This window comes from Pseudokordiimonas caeni (assembly GCF_026719705.1).
GTDB lineage: Bacteria > Pseudomonadota > Alphaproteobacteria > Sphingomonadales > Kordiimonadaceae > Gimibacter > Gimibacter caeni.
Genome location: NZ_JAPPRR010000001.1, coordinates 1,547,756 through 1,566,830, shown reverse-complemented (window position 1 = coordinate 1,566,830; position 19,075 = coordinate 1,547,756). Strand labels below are relative to the sequence as shown.

The window sequence follows — 19,075 nt, the reverse complement described above, 5'->3', positions numbered from 1 at the left end:
ATGCGTGGTTCTGCACGCAAGGTAAAGCAGGGCGTCGTGCCCGTAGGCCGAAGAATGCGACCTTCTGTGGCTCAGCTTGCAAGCTTTTTGGCGATCTCGGCCACGTGGCGGCCCTGGAAGCGGGCGCCCGCGAGCTCGTTTTCGCTGGGCTTGCGGCTGCCGTCGGCCCCGGCGAGTGTGCTGGCGCCGTAGGGGGTGCCGCCGCTCACTTCCGTCATGATGGCGTTGCCGGCGAAGCTGTAGGGCAGGCCGACGATCACCATGCCATGGTGCAGAAGCGTGGTATGGAACGAGGTGATGGTGGTTTCCTGCCCGCCATGCTGGCTGGCGGTGGAGGTGAAGACGCTGCCGACCTTGCCGATCAGCGCGCCCTTGACCCAAAGGCCGCCGGTCTGGTCAAGGAAGTTGCGCATCTGGGCTGCCATGTTGCCAAAACGGGTCGGCGTGCCGAAGATGATGGCATCATAGTCGGCCAGCTCGCCGGGTTCGGCATAGGGTGCCTCTTGGTCGAGCTTCATGCCTGCACCCTTGGCGACTTCATCCGGCACCAGTTCCGGCACGCGCTTGACGACCACCTCGGCGCCCTTCACCTCGCGCACGCCTTCGGCCACGGCATTCGCCATGGTCTCGATATGTCCGTAGCTTGAATAGTAAAGTACCAGAATGCGGGCCATCATCTGCTCCTTGTCGGTTGCTGGATAAAAAACGAGGGCGCCACGGGAACGGTCGGCGCCCTCGATCAGAGGCGGAGGCTCAGAAACGCTTGCTGAGCTCGATCCCGTAACGGGCAGGCTTGGCTTTGAAGACGAAGCCGCCCGGCGAATATTCGGCATTATAGCGCTCATCGAACAGGTTGCGAGCCCAAGCCGTCAGCGACCAGTCGTTCCACTCAACCCCGATGCGCGCGTCCACAAGGTCGACCGGCCGGCGAACGGTGGAATTTTCCACATCCCAGAAGGTCTTGCCGATGCGCTGGTAATCCACCCGCATGATCCCGCGCACATCGTCGGTGATGTCCCAGTGATACTGGGCACCAAGGTTGAGCGTGTAGCGCGACAGCACCGGCACCTCGTTGCCGATATAGGCCGGGTTTTCGAAGTCCTTGATCTTGCTGTCGGTGTAGCCAAGGCCGAAATTCAGGTCCAGCCCGGCCATCGGGCGCAGCGTGCCTTCAAGTTCGAAGCCGGTCAGGCGCGCCTCTGGCACGTTGCCGAGGTTCTGCGTGGAGTTGGCGGCAAGGAAGACGAAGAAATAGCTGTTCTCGGACTTGGTGGTGAAGACGCTGGCGTTCAGCGTCATCATCCGGTCCATGAGGCTCGATTTCACGCCGGCCTCGAAGGTTTTGGCGACTTCGGCTTCGAAAATATCGTTCACACCAACGATGCCGTTCGAGAAAGCAACGGCGCCAACGCCCGTCTGGTTGAAACCGCCGGAGCGGAAGCCGGTGCTGTAGCCCGCATAAAGGCTGACATCATCCGATACATTGTAACGCAAGGTCACCTTTGGCTGCCATTCGCTGAAAGACCGGTCGCGCACATCGCCGGTGGCGCCTGCGGGGAAGCCGGGCACGTTCGGCAGATACTGCGTTGGCGTCAGGGTCGTCTGCTCGCGCTTGTCATGGTCGTAACGCAGGGAAAGATCGATCTCCAGGTCGTCTGTGATGTCATAGGTCACGTCGCCGAAAACGGCCCAGGCGAAATTGTCCTGGGAGTCGGCGAGGAAGGTGGCTTGCGGGTTGATCGGATTGGTGCTTGGTTCGCGGTAGACCGGGAAGACGCCTTGCCCCGTATCCACCATGTTGCCGGTGGAGATATAGCGATCGGTGCCGATGAAATAGGCGCCGACGATCCAGCGCAGCCGCTGGTCGGAATTCGACGTCAGCCGCAGTTCCTGGCTCCATGCCTCCACGTCCAGATACTGGCTCTGGTTCATGTCGAAGCCAAGAAAGCCGTAAAAGAAAGATTCCTCAATCGGCAGGAAGTTGAAGGCGTCGCCGGTGAGGATTTCCTCAAGCTTGTCGTAGGCGCTGACCGAGGTGAAGGTGCCCCAGTCTGCATCGTAATTCATGCGCAGCGAAAGGGTATACATGTCGCGGTCGTTCTGCCCGGCATTGTTCACGCGCACCGGCAGGCTCGTATCGTTCACATCGGCAACGATATTATAGTAGAAGGCCTGGGTGCGAAGCTCGGACATCGAGCCGCGCAAGTCCATCTGGAAGCGTTCGCTCGCCTGCCATGTCAGCATGCCGCGCAGGCTGAAATCCTTATAGGGATCGGCTTCCTCGTCCAGATATTCGTTGTTGATATAGCCGTCGGTGTCCATGAAAGAACCGGCGAGGCGGAACTTGAGCGTATCGGACTGGCCGACCGGCCCGCTGATCGAAGCCTGCGCCTTGTAGCCTGGGCCGGAATCCATGCCGACCTTCACCTTGCCTTCAAGCTCGTCTGACGGCTGTTTTGTGGTGACCACGATGGCGCCGCCGATCGCGTTGCGGCCATAAAGGGCACCTTGCGGGCCCTTCAGGACCTCGATCTGTTCGATATCGAAAAGTTCCTGATTGAACTGCGCGGGGTTCACCTGTTGCACGCCGTCGATGATCACGGCAACCGAAGGCTCGCTGTTGCGGGCTTGCGAAACACCGCGGATGACGATGAAGCTCGATCCCGCATTCTGGGTTTCAACGAGCGTCACGTTCGGGGTCAGCGCCACGAAGTCGGAAGGGCGTTCGATGCCCGCGTCCTCAATTGTCTGCGAGGAAAAGGCGGTGACGGCAGCCGGCACACTTTGCAGGCTTTCCGACCGGCGCCGCGAGGTGACGGTGATTTCCTCGAGTACCATGCCGCCATCATCGCTCGCACTTTCCTGCGCCAGCGCGGCAGTGGTTGGCACACTCAAAAGGCCTGCTGTCAGTGCCAGCAGGGACGTTCCGGCCAGATATGGCCGACGAATTCCAAAGCTTCCCATGATTCCCTCCCTGTCATTTCCCCAACGCACAGGCGACCCGACTGTCTGCGGGCTGTCCCTTCCCCAAGAGACAGGTCTCCCCATGATCGACACGTGCGGTTGATGGAAAAGCTAAGTTTTTCGATTATCGAAGTCAAGTTCGATTTACGAAGTTTTTCCGAGACGGCTCGATCGCCAAAAAGAAAACGCCCGCCCCGAGGTGGGGCTGGCGTCACCAGTTTCCCGGCATGCCGAGGGAGATCAGGCGCCTGTCGGGCCGTCGTAGGTGATGGCTTCCGCCGCCTTGCCGGAGAGGACAAAACCGATGGGACGGGTTGCTTCTTCCTGCAGATGGCCGATCAGGCTTGCGGTACGCGCAAGAAGCGAGATGCCCTTGAGCGCCTCCAGCGGGAAGCCCACATCCAGCATCACGGTCGGGATCGCACCGTTCACATTGATCGGCAGGTCGCGGCCGATGACTTCAGGGATCGCCTTCTGAACGGCCATCAGCATGGTGATGTGCGCGCCGGCAGCGCCGCGCTCGCGAGCGAGGGACAGAAGCAGGTTTGCGCGCGGGTCGCCGCCTGAATGCTGCGGATGACCAAAGCCTGGGATCGCCTTGCGTTCAGCCCTCAACGCTTGCACACCGGCAACGGCAGCCTCTGCCTCGCTGATGCCTTTCTCTTGCACTTCGGCGACAAGGCCCGCGATGAAGCGGCCGGTGACCTCGGCACTGCCAAGCACCACCGAACCGCACCCCAGAAGCCCGGCAGCGACAGCACCTTGGAATGCCTCGGGCGCGGCGGCATAGGTCATGCGGGCGGCGACCACGCTTGGCACCAGTCCGTGTTCGGCAATGGACAGGAGCACGGCATCGGCGAAGAAACGCTGTTCCGCCGTCGGCATATGCCCGGTCACCAGAAACCAGAAATAGGTGGTAAAGTCAGTCTTGCCGATAAGCTCGCCGACAAGATCCTTGCCACGCACCGTGATGCTATCGGCGTCCGAGGTGCAGATGGCACTGAAGGGCTGGTCCTGCTTGCCAATTCTCATGGGTCTCCCTTTCCGTGAAGCTCGTGTCAAATATTTTCGTTATACGAACTTGTTTTCGATAATCGAAGAATTTATACTCCGCCCGATAATTTTGCAAAGGCTATCATGGCGCGGGCCATTTTGGCCGAGGGATTTCGAGATGGCGAAAGAAGGGGGCATGCATGGTTGAAGTGCTCAAGAATGTGCGGGTTCTGGAGATGGGAACCTTCATCACCGGCCCTGCCGCGGGCATGCTTCTGGCCGACCTCGGGGCCGAAGTGATCAAGATCGAGAACCCGAAGGACGGGGATCCGTTCCGCGCCTTCAAGGGGGAGCTGTATAGCCCCCATTTCCAGACCTATAACCGAAACAAGCGCAGCATCACGCTGAACACGAAGGATGAAGCTGATCTGGCGATCCTCGACCGCATGATCGCGGATGCTGATGTTTTCATCCAGAATTTCCGGCCCGGCGTGGCCGACCGGCTGGGTGTGGGGGCGGACCGCCTGCAGGCGATCAATCCGCGCCTCGTTTATTGCGCCATATCTGGTTTCGGTGCCACCGGGCCGGACAAGGACAGGCCAGCCTTCGATACGGTGGCGCAGGCGGCAAGCGGTTTCCTGCGGCTTCTGGTGAACCCGGAGCATCCACGAGTAGTGGGCCCGGCAATTGCCGACGCCATCACCGGCTTCTACGCCGCTTACGGCATCCTTGGTGCGCTTAATGAGCGGCACTCTACGGGCAAAGGCCGCAAGGTCGAGGTCTCGATGCTCGAAGCCATGTGTCATTTCAACCTTGATGACTTCACCCATTATTTCTCTGAAGACATGGTGATGACGCCCTACAGCCGCCCCCATGTGTCGCAGTCCTACGTGTTTGCCTGCAAGGACGGCAAGTGGATCGCGCTTCATATGTCTTCGCCCGCCAAATTCTGGGAAAGTCTTGCTGAAGCGGTTGGTCATCCCGAAATGCTGCAGGACCCGCGCTTTGGTGACCGGCTATCGCGGATTGGGCATTATGAGGATGTGGTGGCGTACTTGGCGCCCCTTTTCCTGACTGCGACGCGGGCCGAATGGTGCGACCGTCTGGCTTTAAACGAAGTGCCGCATTCGCCGGTGCAGTCGCCCGCCGAGATATTGGCGACGCCGCAGGCAAGACATCTGGAACTGGAGGTTTCTGCCCTCCATCCAGATCCTGCCAAGGAGGCTTTTCGCAGCATCCGGTCCCCCGTCAGTTTTGATGGCGAACGGTCGCTGACGATCACTGCGCCACCGCTTCTCGGTGCCGACGATGCTACCGTCAAAGCAGCCTATCAGGTGGACACCGACCCGCGAAAGGCAAGGCCGGCCTAGACAAATTTCTGGCAAGCGCTGCCAGAGGTGCGCTATATCGCAGCAGGTGAGTTGACCGGAGGGGCAGGCGAATATGGCGCGCGAAGCAGGCACGGAACAGGATCCCGAATATCTTTCCACGCTGGAGCGTGGCCTTTCTGTGCTCAGGGTTTTCGGGCAGGAGCATCCCGAAATGCAGCTGTCCGAGGTTGCAGCCGCCACCGGTCTCAGCCCCGCTGTTGCGCGGCGCTGCCTCAATACGCTCGTCAAGCTTGGCTATGTCGGTCGTCACGGTCGCCGTTTCCTGCTGCGCCCGCAGGTGCTGGAATTCGGCTCCGCTTTCCTGGCGTCGATGAATCTTGAGCAGGTGGCGACGCCGCATTTGCAGGCCGTACGCGATGAAACGGGGGACAGTTCGTCCCTCGCCGTGCTGACGGGTGAGGACATTTTGTATCTTGTGCACGTCTCCACAAATCGCCGCATCCGGCTCGGGGCGGGGGTCGGCACGCGCTTCCCGGTTTACGCCACTTCGCTCGGCCGTGTGCTGATGGCCTATCAGAGCGACGATGTGATCGATGACTATCTTGCCAATGTCGAGCTTGCAGGCTTCACCGACTATACGATCACCGACAAGACGGTGCTCCGGGACCGGCTGAAGCAGATTCGCCGGCAGGGTTACGATTCGGCGCAGGACGAGCTCGATTACGGAATCGTATCGGTCGCCGTCCCGGTGTTCGACAACGAACGGCGCATCGCGGCGGCCATCAACTGCTCCACCTCCACCACCCGCATCGCGCGGGATGACCTGATCCGCACCCGCCTGCCGCTTCTGCAGAATGCGGCCGATCAGGTGGAAGGTGCACTGAAAGCCTGGCCTTTCCTCGTTCATTCGCTGCGGGGCAGCTGACCGCCATCCATTTTCAGGCGCGTCCGGGCGGCAGGATTGGTGCGTCCGGTTCAAAAAATTCGCATATCGAAAACAACTTCGACAATCGAATTGCGTGCCTGATGGGCCTGTGGTATCGTCCCCTCCGGAAGTGAGGCCGGCCTCGGGGGAGGCTGGCTCATCGGAATATTCCGGGGGCGGGCAGGTGGCCCGCATTCAAGTGGAGGAGGAACAGGATGGCCATGACACGTCGGCCCCAGCGGCTGCATCACACCGCCTATGTCACGAAGGATCTGGAAGCGACCCGTAAATTCTACGAGGAAGTGGTCGGCCTGCCGCTGATCGCCACCTGGTGTGAAAAGGACGAGTTGTTCGGTGCCGAGCGCACCTATGCCCATTGCTTTTTCGAGATCGAGGATGGCGGCGCACTTGCCTTCTTCCAGTTTGCCAATCCTGAGGACCAGGCCCTGTTCGGCCCGGAAATCCCGTCCTCGCCCTTCAATCATGTGGCATTCCTCGTGGATCAGGAAACGCAGGATGCGCTGGTTGACCGGATCGCCAAGGCTGGGATTGTGGAACCGCAGACTTATATCCTCGATCACGGCTATTGCCGGTCGGTCTATGTGAAGGACCCGGCGGGGATGATCCTCGAATTCACCGTCGATTCACCGTCAGCGGAAAAGCTGAACGCCATTCGCCGCAAGGACGCCCACAGCGAACTGAAGCGCTGGCTCGCTGGCGACCACCGGGTGAATAATGTTCTCCGCCCGGAAGACGAGATGGCCGCGCATTGACGCGGCCTGCCCCGCAGGGCATGACCGTTCCATGAACCCTTCATATGAAACCATCCGGCTGGAACGGTCGGATGGTGAAATCGTTGTGGATATCAGCGGCAGCGGGCCCCTTGTGGTTTGCCTGCATGGCTGGAGCTTCGACCGGCGCATGTGGGGGCCGCTGGTGCCCTTGCTGGCGCCGCATTTCAGGCTGGCGATGATTGACCGGCGTGGCTTTGGCCAGTCCTCGGCGCCGCCTGATCTGGACCGGGAGGTCGATGACATCTCGGCGCTCCTTGACCATCTTGGCGAGCCGGTGTGCGGCCTTGTCGGCATGTCGCAGGGCGGCCGCGTTGCGCTCCGGGCCAGCGACCGGCTGCCATCCCGCATCCGGGGCATGGTGCTTGTCAGCGCGCCGCTCGACGGCTTTCCGCCGCCTGCGGCTGATGAGGCCATTCCGGTGGCGCTTTACCGTGACTGGGCGGCGGCTGGCGGCATGGACCGGGTGAGGGCCGACTGGGCAGCCCACCCGCTGTTGCGGTACGGCATGGAAGGTGATGCCGCAACACTGGTGCTGAGCATGCTTGCCGCCTATGAGGGCCGAGACCTGATAGTCCCGCTTCCGGCGGCGCCCGCCCCCGATATCGCGGACAGGCTTGCCACTATGGATACCCCGGCGCTTGTCATCACGGGCGAGCGTGATACCGGCTGGCTCCATGCCGTTGCTGACACGCTCATTGCCGGGTTGCCAAACGCAAAAGGATTGCGCCTTGAAGGAGCAGGGCATCTGGCCTGCCTCACCCATCCGGCGCAGGTGGGGGATGCCATTCAGGCCTTCCTGTCGGCCCGGGCTACTGCTTCCTAGAGAATATCTGGTGCGAAAAAGCCCCCTTCCGCATGTTGCGGAAGGGGGCAGTTCGGGAAACGCAAACGGTGGTCGAGGTCAGAAGCGGACCTTGCCTTCCACCGCCCATGTCGAGGGTTGGGCGCGGAAGCCGATATCGGTGTCGAGGCCCGAGTAGGCCCTCGGGTTATAGTCGGTATAATATTTCTCGCCGAGCAGGTTGCGGGCGGTGAAATAGAGCCCCCATCCCTCGGTTTCCACACCGACACGGATATCAACAAGATCGACCGGCTCCTGCACTGCCAGATTGTCGATCTGCCAGTATTTTTTGCCGCGATGCTCGTAATCGAGCCGCATCATCAGATTGTGGGTGTCGGTCAGTTCAACATCATACTGGAAGCCGGCGTTGAGGCTCCATGACGTGGTCTTGGGTGTCTTGTTGCCTACAGAAGCAGGCACATCGGTGTTTTCCTTGATCTCGCTGTCGGTCGTCCCGACGGCAGCAAACACCTGCAGGCCCTTGGAGACGAGAGCCTGCGCTTCCAGTTCCACGCCCCAGATGTCGACTTTATCGATATTGCCGATGATCTGCGAAGCACTGGCTGCATCAACGAAGAAGAACTGGAAATTGTCGCTCTTCGACTTGTAGACAGCGCCGTTCAGGACAAGACGCCGGTCCAGCCAACTTGTCTTGAAGCCGGCCTCGAAATTCTCGAGCTCCTCATCCTTGAAGACGGGAATGCGCACCGTGGGTGCGTTGAACCCGCCCGAGCGGAAGCCGGTGCTGTAGGTGCCATATACCAGTTTGTTGTCATCAAAATGATAGGTCAACGTCGCCTTCGGCTGCACGGAGTCAAAGTCCGTCTTGCGGACGTCGCCGCTCGTCAGGTCGGTCTGGCTGCGCTTGTCGCGGTCATAGCGCAGGGCACCCGAAAGGGTCAGGGCTTCGGTGAGGTCATAGTCGAAGCTGCCATAGACAGCATAGGCATTGTTGCTGTTGCTTTCACTGAGATTGACGATCGCAATGCCATCGTCGAACTGGCTGACATCGCCGGTGAGATCAATGAAGGCGCGCGTCAGGAGATCGCGCCCGGTGTGCAGATAATAGACGCCCGTGATCCAGCGGAAGGGCCCATCGGTATCGGACACCAGCCGCAGTTCCTGACTGAAGAGATCAAGATCCAGATTCTGGCCTTGGCCCGCCTGGAAGCCGAGCCCGAGGAAACCGCCCGGCTTGTCGACAGCGTTGGTGAAGTCGATATCGCCCCGGAAATATTCTTCAAGGGCGGTATAGCCGGTGATGCTTGAAAGGGTGGCGCCGTCAAAGGCGATGTCGAATTTGGCGGAGGCATCGAAGATGTCGCCGAAGGTGATGCCTTCGATATTCTCGGACGGCGCGACATAATCATCCGGCTCGCCGGAGAAGACGACGGAATCGTAAACAGCCCCGGCTTCAAAGTCGCGGTAGGAGGCCCGCAGGTCCATCTTTACCCGCTCACCGAAATTCTGGTTATATCGGGCGCGCACCTCGGCGTCATGATCGATAAAATCGACCTTCTCGCCGGTATGGCTGTTTTCTATACGGCCATTGTCGGTTTTGTAGCTGCCGGAAACACGCAGGCCACCTTCATCGCCCACGGGAGTGGAAATCACAGCGGTAAGGTCCAGTGCATCGCCGCGGCCATAGCTCGCATTCACCTGGCCTTCCAGCGTGTCGCCGGGTGCCTTGGTCACGATATTGATGGCGCCGCCAATGGCGTTCCGGCCATAGAGGCCGCCCTGCGGGCCTTTCAGAACCTCGATGCGCTCGATATCGAACAGGTTCATCTTCAGCTGTTTCTGGCTGTTCTGCGGCACGCCGTCCACGATGATGGCAATCGGAGAGTCCGCGTTGTTGATCTGCGTCACCCCGCGCACCACCACGAAGGTATTCAGGTAGGTGAAGCTGTCGTCCAGCGAAACGTTCGGCACCAGATTGATGAAATCCTGCGTGGCCTTGATCCCGGCGGCCTCGATCTTGCTGTCGGAAAAGGCTGCGACCTGGATCGGAACATCCTGCAGGCGTTCCTCGCGCCGCTGCGAGGTGACGACGATCTCTTCAAGCACAAGGTCATCGGACTGACCGGCTGTCTGTGCCGATGCGGCCGCAGGTATAAGGGTGGCAACGGCCATGGAAATGGCCAGAACACTCGTATTTCTCTTAAACGACGATGCCAGTTTCATGGCTTTATCTCCCTGCATATTATTCTATTGCACTTCACCATTTTCAGAAGTCGTAACCGGCGACGGGTTTTGGGCGCGGGCGCGGATGGCAATGCTTGCTCTGAGCAAGCCCTGCTTTCACGAACGCTTCGGCGAGACAAACCGTTGTCGGGATAGGGTCGATCACGGGCACATCCAGCCCTTTGGCCAGCAAATGGGCGCGAATGGCTTCGGCGCAGCCCAGAAAACCGGTGCAGCCGAGGATGATGGTGTCGGCATGGTCGTGCAGCACAGCCTGCTCGGCTTCTTTGGCAAGGGCTGCCTGCACTTCTGTGATGCGGGCTTCAAGCTCAAGGACAGGGACATCAATCACCCGCACGGAAGCGAGTTTGTCTGCGACACCATAGATGGTCGCCAGATTTTCAAGCATGGGCCGCACGGAATCGAGCACCGTCACCACCGAGAAGCGGTGACCCATCATGGCCGCGAGATGCGCCGAAGATTCGAAAGGTCCAAGGACCGGGATGGACACCAGTTCGCGCGCTACGCCAAGGCCGGGGTCACCCATGCAATCGATGATCACCGCGTCCGCACCATCCTTTTCTGCTTCCAGCGCGCGGGCGGCAACGCCCGGCACGGCAAGCGCCTCGTCAAACTCGCATTCGATCGAGGAAGGGCCGGTCGCGAGAAGGACGTGGCTGAATTCAAGGGTCGGGCTTTTCAGGAAGGCGATATCATCCAGTTTGCGGATGCCTTCGGTGATAACCGGTGTGATGAGGCGGATATGGGTCATTCCTTGCCCTCCATCAGCGCGCGGATCGGGGTGTAGGCTTCGCTGAGGCCAAAACAGGCAGGACCCACCACTTCAAGAGCCGCTGGAGTTTTCAGCGGGGCGGGTGCGCTGCAGCCGATGACAGAGACGCGCTGCCCGTAGGCCAGTCGCTCGGTCGGAATGGCTTGTCCGGTTTCCTGGTCGACCACGGTGATCAGGTCCGGCACCACACAGCGCAGGACGCCGTCCACATAGACGACGAGATTTTCGTTCTTGAAGGTAAGTTGCGCCTCGCGTTTGCCAAGTGCCGCGGCGATGGTGCATTTGCCTGTCACCCAACCCGACTGGGTGGTGCGTTCGATCTCAGTGATCTTGCCGTCGAAGATGCGATAGGCATCGGCATAATAGGCATGTTGACGCAGGGCGCCGACCAGCCGGTCGATGGCCGAGAGATCGCCGCGCGTGCGTACGGCCTCGCCAATTGCCACCGCGGCGCTGATCGTATCGCGGACAAGGCCGCGACGGGCTTCCGCCCCGGTCATGGGGTAGCAGGACATGCATATGCTGGCCCCCATCTCGGCGACCACGGGCCGGGCCAGCAATTCCGCCTTCTTGCCGCTGTTCGCTTGGATGAGCAGGCTGTTGCCATGTTCGTCCGCCAGGGTCATCGGGGCGCAGGCGATGCCGGCCACATTCATCGATGTCATCTGCAATTCGGGAAATGCGCGGCCCATGCCGTCGCCGTCGACGAGTGGTAGGCCGCGCATGGCGGCATAGGCAACCGGCATCATCGAGTTGCAGCCGCCAATTTCGGCCGATGTGATGGCTGTCGCTGGCCGGTCAAGATAGCGCTCAAGCAGGCTGACCGCATGGTGCTGGTCCTCGACCGAGAAGAGTTTTTCGATCATCACCGTCGGCGCGCCAATGGCGGCGGCGACATAGACACTGTCCTCGTCTTTCAGGTCGTCGAGCGACACGAGCCGCACAGGGCCATATTTTGCAATTGCCTCGCGGCAGAGGAGGGAGCCGAGATAGGGGTCCCCACCCCCGCCGGTGCCGAGGAAGGCGGAGCCGACGGCGAGGTCTTCGATATTGTCGAGATTGATTTCAGTCGCCATGTCACGCCTTCTCCATCACAAGGTCACCGACCGCCCGGCAAACCACACGCGTCGCACCGCCCGGTAGATACTGCAGCGGCACGGCTTCGATATTCACAATTTCCACACTTGCCCGGTCGGCCCCTGCCAGAACAGCGGCTTCGATGGCACGCTCGCGCGCATCCGCAAGGGCGGCCTCGCGGCTGTCGTCGTTCGCGATATTGTAGATGCGGTCGATTTCGCCGCTGATCTGGCCTATTGCTGCACCGACGGCGTTGGCGACCCCGGCGTGGTCGGGTGCTTCGGTCTGCGAAATGCCTTCAAGGGGCCGGCTGATCAGTACATGCCCGCCGCCGACAAGGATCATGGGGGTTTTGCCGCGGCTGGTTTTCATCCGGTCGATCCCGTCCTCCACAAGCCCGTGGATGGCATCAAGGGCGGCAAAGACCAGACCTTCGTCCAGATGCTCGACCTTTTTCCTGTCGCCGAAATCGGCCTTGCCGCTGGCGACGGCAATGTCGCTTGCGGTCAATGTGGCGCCGCCGAAAATCAGGCCTTCCCGCAGCAGGCGGAAGCCGGTGGAATCCGGACCGACGGTGACCTTGCCGCCATGCTCGCGCACACGGCTGCCACCGCCAAGGCCGATGGAAATGATGTCGGGCATGCGGAAATTGGTGCGCACACCGCCGATATCGACCGCTACGCTCGATTGACGGGGGAAACCGTTCACCAGCACACCGATATCGGTGGTGGTACCGCCGATATCAACAACGATGGCGTCCTTCAGGCCGGTCAGCCACGCCGCACCCCGCAGGCTGTTGGTGGGGCCGGCCGCGAAAGTCAGCACCGGATACCGGCGAAGCTGGTCGGTTTTCATCAGGGTGCCGTCATTCTGGCTGACGAAGAAGGGGGCCGTGATGCCAAGGCTTTCCAGCGCGCGGGCAAAGGCATCGGCCACATGATCGGCGAGGCTGCGCAGGCTGGCATTCATGATGGCCGCGTTTTCGCGTTCCAGAAGCCCCACGCGGCCAAGCTGCGATGACAGCGATACGCTGAGGCCCGGCACTGCGTCGGCGAGGATTTCGCCGGCGCGGATTTCCTGATCGGCATTCAGTTGGCTGAAAATGCCGGAGACCGCCACATGGCCGATGCCTTTGGCCTTGATGTCGCGTGCGGCAGCGGCGATTGCAGCTTCATCGAGCGGCGCAATCTGCCGACCGTCAAATTCGTAGCCGCCGCGGACCATTGCATAACCACCGAAGACGGCATCCCGCATCGCGGCGGGCCACGCGGAGAAGGGGGGAATGCCGCGGCCCGCCGGTGCACCGATCCGCAGGGCAAATACGCGCGCCAGATCCTTCGCCTGCACAAAGGCATTGGTGAAATGGGTGGTGCCGATCATCACGCAGTCGATCTGGCTGCCGGTGACGTCTGCTTCGGTGAGGATTGCACCGATGGCAGCTTCGATGCCGCTGCTGACGTCAGCCGTCGTGGGCATCTTGCGGGAGGCGAGCACCTTGCTGCCGTCCATCAGGACCGCATCCGTATTCGTGCCGCCAACATCTACACCTATGCGCATAACCTACCTCGGGATTGGAAAACGTTCCCAAGCGTAGGCATGATTGCCGCCGGTGGACAAAAGCGAAGATTAGTAGATTCAGGTGTGGCAGCAGTGGGTTTGCAGCTACCGGCGCCATTTGCCTCCACCTACCGGTTTGGGTAGGTCAGCCAGCCACCGGCCTCAGTTTGCCAAGCCGTGCGACCGCCTCGTGCCGCCCTGATACCTGCATCTTGGCATAGATGTTTTTCAGGTGATAGCGCACGGCATGCTCGGTGACGCCAAGCTCGCGGGCAATCACCTTGTCCTGTTTTCCTTCAACGAGATGGCGCAAGACATCGCTTTCACGCGGGCTGAAAAGTGGTCCGTCCGGGGCGGATTCCTGTCGCACCAGTTCGGTGATCCACACATCGTCCGTGTCGGTGCCAATCGGGCCAGCGGCATCATCCAGAATGCCCCGGATAGCCGCCGCCTCAAGCCGTGCGAGGCCGGCGCCGCCTGTTGCCCGCAGCGTCGGCAAAGCAAGGGCGAGAAGCCGGAAGGCGGCTTCAGGCTTGCCGGTGGCATGTTCGGACGCGGCCGCCGTGACAAGCACCCTGCAAGCCGGGACATTCAGGCCGAGCTTCAGGAAATACGTGGCAACAGCCTCCGCAATGTCACCGAGTTTCAGGTCGCGGCGCTGGTATCGCTGACAAAGATAATGGGTGCGCACGATATTCTCGCTGTCCCGCCAGCCGAGATCTGCAAGATTTTCGAGGAGCACCTCGGGCGTCGGCAGGTATCCCGACCCGAGTGTGGTGCCGATGGCTTCACCATTTGCGGCCCTCAGCACCATCTCGAGGCGGCCGACAATCGGCAGCATGTCAGCAACCTGCTCTTCCTCGAAATAGTGACGAAGTTCTTTCAACAGGTCGCGCGCGTCGGCGAGCCTGTCTTCAGCAAGGAAATGATCGACAGCGGCAGTGATGCCCATCGCATAAATGTCGCGCCATGCCTCGAACGCTACAAGGCGCCGCTTGAAGGAGGGCAGCAGTCTTGCCGCCCGGTCCATGTCGCCCGCGTAAAGTGCAAGTTCGGCCTGCATGACATCGCAGGCGAGTCTGGCGCCTTCATCTTCACGGAAATAGCGGCGGTAGCGCGCCTTGCCTGCCTCGAAATGGCGGGTTGCGGCGTCAAGGTCCCCCCGGTTGAAGGCGATGGCGCCTTCGTGCAGGTCGATATAAAGCTGACCGTAGAGAGAGGAGGCATCTTCGTAGGATGCGCGGGCGTGGGACGCGCGGCGCGCGGCTTCATCCAATTGTCCCCGCACGAAGTTCGATACGCAGAGGGTGTTGTTGAAGGCGCCGTCCACAACGGCCGAGGTGCCCATGCGTTCGGGCATGCGGTCCAGATCTTCCTGCCGGAGGTCGCTCCCGGCAAGGCAGCCGTAGAGTGCAAGGAAGACCCGGCAGAAGCGGTGGTCGAGATCAAGGGCCACATCATCGCCGCTGTCGCGATCTTTGGTGAAGCCGGCTGTCAGGCCCGATACCCGATGGTAAACCCGGCGGGCATCCCTGAGGGCGCCAAGTTTCGTTTGCGCCACGCAATACATCAGCGCGACGCGCGGGAAGCTTTCGAGGATAGGGTCGCTCAGATAAACCTGGAAACTGTAGGCGCGGGTCACGCCCTCGCGGAAAAAGAGCCGCACAGCCCCGAATTCCTCGATCAGGGTGCCGACCAGATGACGGTCATCCGAAAGATAGGCATGCGAAAGCGCGAGCCGCAGGCGGTTCCTGTCTGCCATCCAGCGGGCGGCGCGCCGATGCAGGTCGCGGTATTTCTCGGGCGCCTCGCGCTTCAGCGTCTCGCCCAGATGGTCACGTAACAGGGGGTGCAGGCGGAACGTTTCGGATCCGTCATCAATCATGCTGATCAGCGATCCGATCTCGCCCAACTCTCCAAGCCGGGTCAGGAGATTGTCACTGCCCTGCGTCGCTCTCAGGGCGTCGGCTTCCAGCCATTCAAGGACGGCGGCCTCCAGCAGCATGATGCGCATGTCAGCCGGCAGCCGGGTTTCGATCTGCTCCTTGATATAATGGGCGGCGGTTGCTGACGAATCGCCGAGTCGCCGAAGGGCTTCGTCGAGTGAACATCCGGACTTGATGTCCATCTGCACGAGCTTCACGGCAATGGGCCAACCAAGCGTCGCTTCCTCGATCCGGATGGCATCATCCAGCGATATCTTCTGTCCGAACAGGGCAAGGATATGCTGGGCGGTGAAGCAAAGGTCTTCCGCCCGCACCTGATCAAGCTGCATCTGGGCCGCGTAGCGGGTGAGAGCGAGGCCGGGATTGGTGCGGCCCGCTATCAGGAAGTTCACATTCTGCGGTGCGATGCTGATCAGATATTCCACCGCTTCCAGAACCTCGCGTCCGATCACTTCCAGATCGTCGAACACCACGAGCCAGTCGCTGCCGTCATGCTCCAGCGTGTTGGCGATGATATTGAGATAGCGGGTCAATTGGGTGTTTTCGGCGACGCCCTCGTAAAAGTCATGCGCCAGCGACACATCCTGCCGAAGCAGGGCAAAGGCGAGATATTCAACAAGGCTGCGGGCACTTTCATCGCGCGAAAAGGTCAGCCACAGAACCTTTGAATCGCTGCGCGCCAGCCACCGCTGGCGGTACTGGGTCAGGAACGTTGTTTTTCCATATCCCGCAGGGGCTTCGACATAGGTGATAAAGGCAGGGGCTTCGTCTTCTTCCGTCGGCAGGCGGAACAATTCGTCCCGTCCCTGTCGCGGTGGCTGGACCTTGGCGCCTACCAGCCATTCCGGAATGTTCGGCCCTTTGTCCATGAAACCCTGTCACCTTTTTGTGGCTGTGCCCGCTTAACATCTTAGGAGACGATGGGCCTGACAATCAATTTCCAGATCTGCAGTGCGCCACCCAGCCGTTGAAAGCTGCATGAGTGTTACCCCATGCCGGCCGCGTCTGCATCCGCGCCATCCATGCCTGCACATTGGGCCATGGGGCGAGCGAGAAGCCGACAAGTTCACCAAGGCTGACAAGGCAGGCGCCGAAATAGTCGGCGAGGGTGATCGTTTCGCCGCAAACGAACCGGCCGTTCAGGGCAAGCCGCCCTTCAAGCTGCGCGAAGCGGTCCTTGGCGAGCATGAGCGCGCGTTCGAGCGCTGCTTCCTGTTGCTCAGGCGTTGGCCAGATGAAGAAGTCGATGACCTGCGGATAGACATAGCCCCGCCCGAACGCGCCATAGAAGCCGGTATTGAACCAGTCCATCGCCTCGTTGACCCGGGCGCGAGCCTTGATGTCGGCAGGATAGGCGGGCGACCCGTGCAGGTCAGCCAGATACTTCAGGATGGTGGACGATTCCGTCAGGATGAAGCCGTCATGATCCAGCACCGGGATGGCGTGGGCCGGGTTGATGGCGATGAAATCAGCCGACATCTGCTCATTGTTCATGAGCGAGATCAGCACCGGCTCAAGCGTGATCCCTGCTTCCTCGGCAAACATCAGGATCGGTCGGCAAGTCGTTGAAATCGGGTCCATATAGAGGCGCAGCATTCGGCATCCTTGACGCGGTCGGCGGCATGACTACAGTCGCCTTGGTTAATGACGGCGCATTGTTGCCCGAAAGGGTGGCGCGCTGCAAAAGCAATTTGACCGGAAAAACTGATGGCCGCCCCGACCTTCGACTGGAACGACCTGCGCTACCTTCTCGCCGTGTTCGAGGAAGGCTCCACGCTGGCCGCTGCCCGCAAGCTGAAGGTGGACCAGACGACCGTGGCGCGCCGGGTAGCGGCACTCGAGCAGGCCATGGGGCTGACGCTCGTCGAACGGCGGCAATCCGGCTATCTGCCGACCGAGGACGGGATCGCCGTCCTCGATTATGCCGTGCGGATGAACAGTATCGCTACCGACCTTGCCGCCCAAATGGAGCAGCGCCGTCGCGGCATCAGCGGTACGGTCAGGGTGACCATGTCTGAATCGGTTGCGAATCTCTATGTGGTTCCGGCACTTGGGCGATTCTATGAGGAATATCCCGATGTCAGGATCGAAATCATGGTCGAGGACCGGCGGCTCGATCTCCTGAAGGGGGAAGCCGATATCGCGCTGCGCTCCGGCACCGTGCCCAACGACGCGGGGCTTGTCGTGAGGAAGCTGCAGGTTGCCGACTGGTATCTTTATGCCAGTTCCGCCTATATCGCGCGCTGCGGGATGCCGGAAACGATCGCGGAACTCTGCGAACGTCCGGTTGTTCTGTGTGAAGGCAGCGTCAGCCAGATGCCGGCCATGGCATGGCTGAAGGAAACCGCACGTGACGCCCCTGTCGGCGCAACCTCTTCAAGTCTCACGAATGTGGTGGCCGCGGTGAGGGCAGGGCTTGGCATCGGACCCTTGCCCCAGCTTATTGGCGATCATTACGAGGACCTGCACCGCTGTATGGGCGCAATACCGGGCAGTCGGTACGATTTTTTCATGCTGGTGCGCGAAAGCATGCGCAACGCGCGCCGCATCCGGGCCTTCATGGATTTCTTCGCGGCCGAGTTCGGCAAACACTGCGGGCCGGTACGCTGACCCGCAGTATCTGGTTTCTCAGTTATGCCGCCGGAAGCGCCATTCCATGGTGAGCATGCCGGTAAACTCCCGGCCTGAAAAACTGAAGGTCCTTTCTTCCTGCAAACTGCCCCGGTAAATGCCGCCTTCAAGCGGGGCCTTGAAAGCGCCATCGATCAGAAAGTCCATATTGACGAAGTCTTCCATCTCGCCCGAACTTTCCAGCCCTTTGTCGGCAATGCAATTGCGCACATGCCATTCCCCTTGAGCATCTATCGGCATGGGCATCACGTTCCCGAATTCGAGGCCGTCTTTGCCAACAGCCAGGTTCAGTGTCTGGTTGGGCGGCGGCAGTTTAAGGCCTTTCAGAAAGCTGCCCCGCATTCTGGAGGTGCGGTCACAGTCGTCCCTGGTCTTTTCGTCGAATTCATACTCGGCCTCACGCGGCGCGATAGCGAGGAAGACGACCCCTGTGCCGTCGTCCCCGTAACTGTCGGAAAGGACTTCATCGATCTCGTAGGCGCCGAAGAATTTGACCTTGCCGTTGGTGGTCCGGTTCGCGCCCTGATCGTTTTCCTGATAATCCGCTTCGAAATTGTAGGTCACATAGCCTTCCCACTTGCTCGGTGGGCGTATGGTGATTTCGGTGCTGACAAGAATATCCTGACTGCCGACCCGTACTTTTGCGGTGACCGCCACGGGATTGCGCTTCGGCGGTTCGGCGGGGGCCATATAAGTCACCCGGCCATCCGAGAGGCTGGAAATCGCGCCAACGTCACCATTGCCGTTCTGGATGCCGTTGACGGTCCATTCTGTCACCTCATAGGTGATGAGCGGGGTCAGGAGGCTGCAATCCTGCGGGACGTTTTCCTCGAGGGCATCGCGGCACGCCGGCCGCATGTCCCCGTCATAATAGCGAACCCGAAGGAACAGCTTTTCACCCGGTAGCGCCTCGCTGGATTCGCTCTGCAGGTCGAAACGTTCCATCGCCTCGACCGAAACCTTGAAGGGTTCGGCAGAGGCATATCCGCCGATGAAAACAGCACAGCCGAGTGCTGCAACGAATTTAAGGGTTTTCATC

The 19,075-nt window shown here is 60.7% G+C and carries 15 protein-coding genes; 5 read left to right on the top strand and 10 right to left on the bottom strand.

The window, feature by feature from the left end:
* Positions 1–71 precede the first annotated feature (71 nt).
* The 3 genes from wrbA to OU694_RS07130 all read right to left on the bottom strand — a co-directional run bounded on the left by wrbA (position 72) and on the right by OU694_RS07130 (position 3,996).
* Positions 72–674 (bottom strand): NAD(P)H:quinone oxidoreductase, encoded by a 603-nt coding sequence (wrbA, locus tag OU694_RS07140; protein ID WP_308910287.1) that lies wholly within the window; start codon positions 672–674, stop codon positions 72–74.
* 79 nt (positions 675–753) lie between these two features.
* Entirely contained in the window at positions 754–2,964 is a 2,211-nt protein-coding gene (locus tag OU694_RS07135) for a TonB-dependent receptor (protein ID WP_308910286.1), read from the bottom strand.
* A gap of 240 nt (positions 2,965–3,204) precedes the next feature.
* Positions 3,205–3,996 carry a citryl-CoA lyase gene (locus OU694_RS07130; RefSeq protein WP_308910285.1) on the bottom strand — a complete coding sequence of 264 codons (792 nt, stop codon included), beginning with the start codon at positions 3,994–3,996 and terminating at the stop codon, positions 3,205–3,207.
* Positions 3,997–4,157: 161 nt separating this feature from the next.
* Between OU694_RS07130 and OU694_RS07125 the strand changes: the two genes are divergently transcribed.
* The 4 genes from OU694_RS07125 to OU694_RS07110 all read left to right on the top strand — a co-directional run bounded on the left by OU694_RS07125 (position 4,158) and on the right by OU694_RS07110 (position 7,830).
* Positions 4,158–5,327 carry a CaiB/BaiF CoA transferase family protein gene (locus OU694_RS07125; protein WP_308910284.1) on the top strand — a complete coding sequence of 390 codons (1,170 nt, stop codon included), beginning with the start codon at positions 4,158–4,160 and terminating at the stop codon, positions 5,325–5,327.
* Between the two features lie 73 nt (positions 5,328–5,400).
* Entirely contained in the window at positions 5,401–6,213 is an 813-nt protein-coding gene (locus OU694_RS07120; RefSeq protein ID WP_308910283.1) for an IclR family transcriptional regulator domain-containing protein, read from the top strand.
* A gap of 215 nt (positions 6,214–6,428) precedes the next feature.
* Positions 6,429–6,986, top strand: coding sequence for a VOC family protein (locus OU694_RS07115; protein WP_373460219.1), 558 nt, complete (start codon positions 6,429–6,431; stop codon positions 6,984–6,986).
* 31 nt (positions 6,987–7,017) lie between these two features.
* On the top strand, positions 7,018–7,830 hold the full coding sequence (locus OU694_RS07110; protein ID WP_308910281.1) for an alpha/beta fold hydrolase: 813 nt from the start codon (positions 7,018–7,020) through the stop codon (positions 7,828–7,830).
* A 78-nt stretch (positions 7,831–7,908) separates the two neighbouring features.
* On the opposite strand, the gene OU694_RS07105 is transcribed toward OU694_RS07110, so the two are convergent.
* The 6 genes from OU694_RS07105 to OU694_RS07080 form a co-directional block, all read right to left on the bottom strand.
* Positions 7,909–10,032: a TonB-dependent receptor gene (locus tag OU694_RS07105; RefSeq protein ID WP_308910280.1), complete on the bottom strand. Its 2,124-nt coding sequence runs from the start codon at positions 10,030–10,032 to the stop codon at positions 7,909–7,911.
* A 43-nt stretch (positions 10,033–10,075) separates the two neighbouring features.
* Positions 10,076–10,804, bottom strand: a complete 729-nt coding sequence (locus OU694_RS07100) for an aspartate/glutamate racemase family protein (RefSeq protein ID WP_308910279.1) — start codon at positions 10,802–10,804, stop codon at positions 10,076–10,078.
* Complete coding sequence (locus OU694_RS07095; RefSeq protein ID WP_308910278.1) at positions 10,801–11,901, bottom strand: S-methyl thiohydantoin desulfurase family protein; 1,101 nt, start codon at positions 11,899–11,901, stop codon at positions 10,801–10,803. Before OU694_RS07095 ends, OU694_RS07100 begins: the two co-directional genes overlap by 4 nt.
* Position 11,902: 1 nt before the next feature.
* Positions 11,903–13,459, bottom strand: coding sequence for a hydantoinase/oxoprolinase N-terminal domain-containing protein (locus OU694_RS07090; protein WP_308910277.1), 1,557 nt, complete (start codon positions 13,457–13,459; stop codon positions 11,903–11,905).
* A 145-nt stretch (positions 13,460–13,604) separates the two neighbouring features.
* A complete protein-coding gene (locus tag OU694_RS07085) occupies positions 13,605–16,274 on the bottom strand; it encodes a helix-turn-helix transcriptional regulator (protein ID WP_308910276.1) in 2,670 nt (889 codons plus the stop codon).
* A 64-nt stretch (positions 16,275–16,338) separates the two neighbouring features.
* A complete protein-coding gene (locus tag OU694_RS07080; RefSeq protein WP_308910275.1) occupies positions 16,339–17,001 on the bottom strand; it encodes a glutathione S-transferase family protein in 663 nt (220 codons plus the stop codon).
* 111 nt (positions 17,002–17,112) lie between these two features.
* On the opposite strand from OU694_RS07080, the gene OU694_RS07075 reads away from it, so the two are divergent.
* Positions 17,113–18,015: a LysR family transcriptional regulator gene (locus OU694_RS07075; RefSeq protein ID WP_308910274.1), complete on the top strand. Its 903-nt coding sequence runs from the start codon at positions 17,113–17,115 to the stop codon at positions 18,013–18,015.
* A gap of 18 nt (positions 18,016–18,033) precedes the next feature.
* Here the strand turns inward: OU694_RS07075 and OU694_RS07070 are convergent, their stop codons facing one another.
* Positions 18,034–19,074 (bottom strand): hypothetical protein, encoded by a 1,041-nt coding sequence (locus OU694_RS07070; RefSeq protein ID WP_308910273.1) that lies wholly within the window; start codon positions 19,072–19,074, stop codon positions 18,034–18,036.
* Position 19,075: the final 1 nt, after the last annotated feature.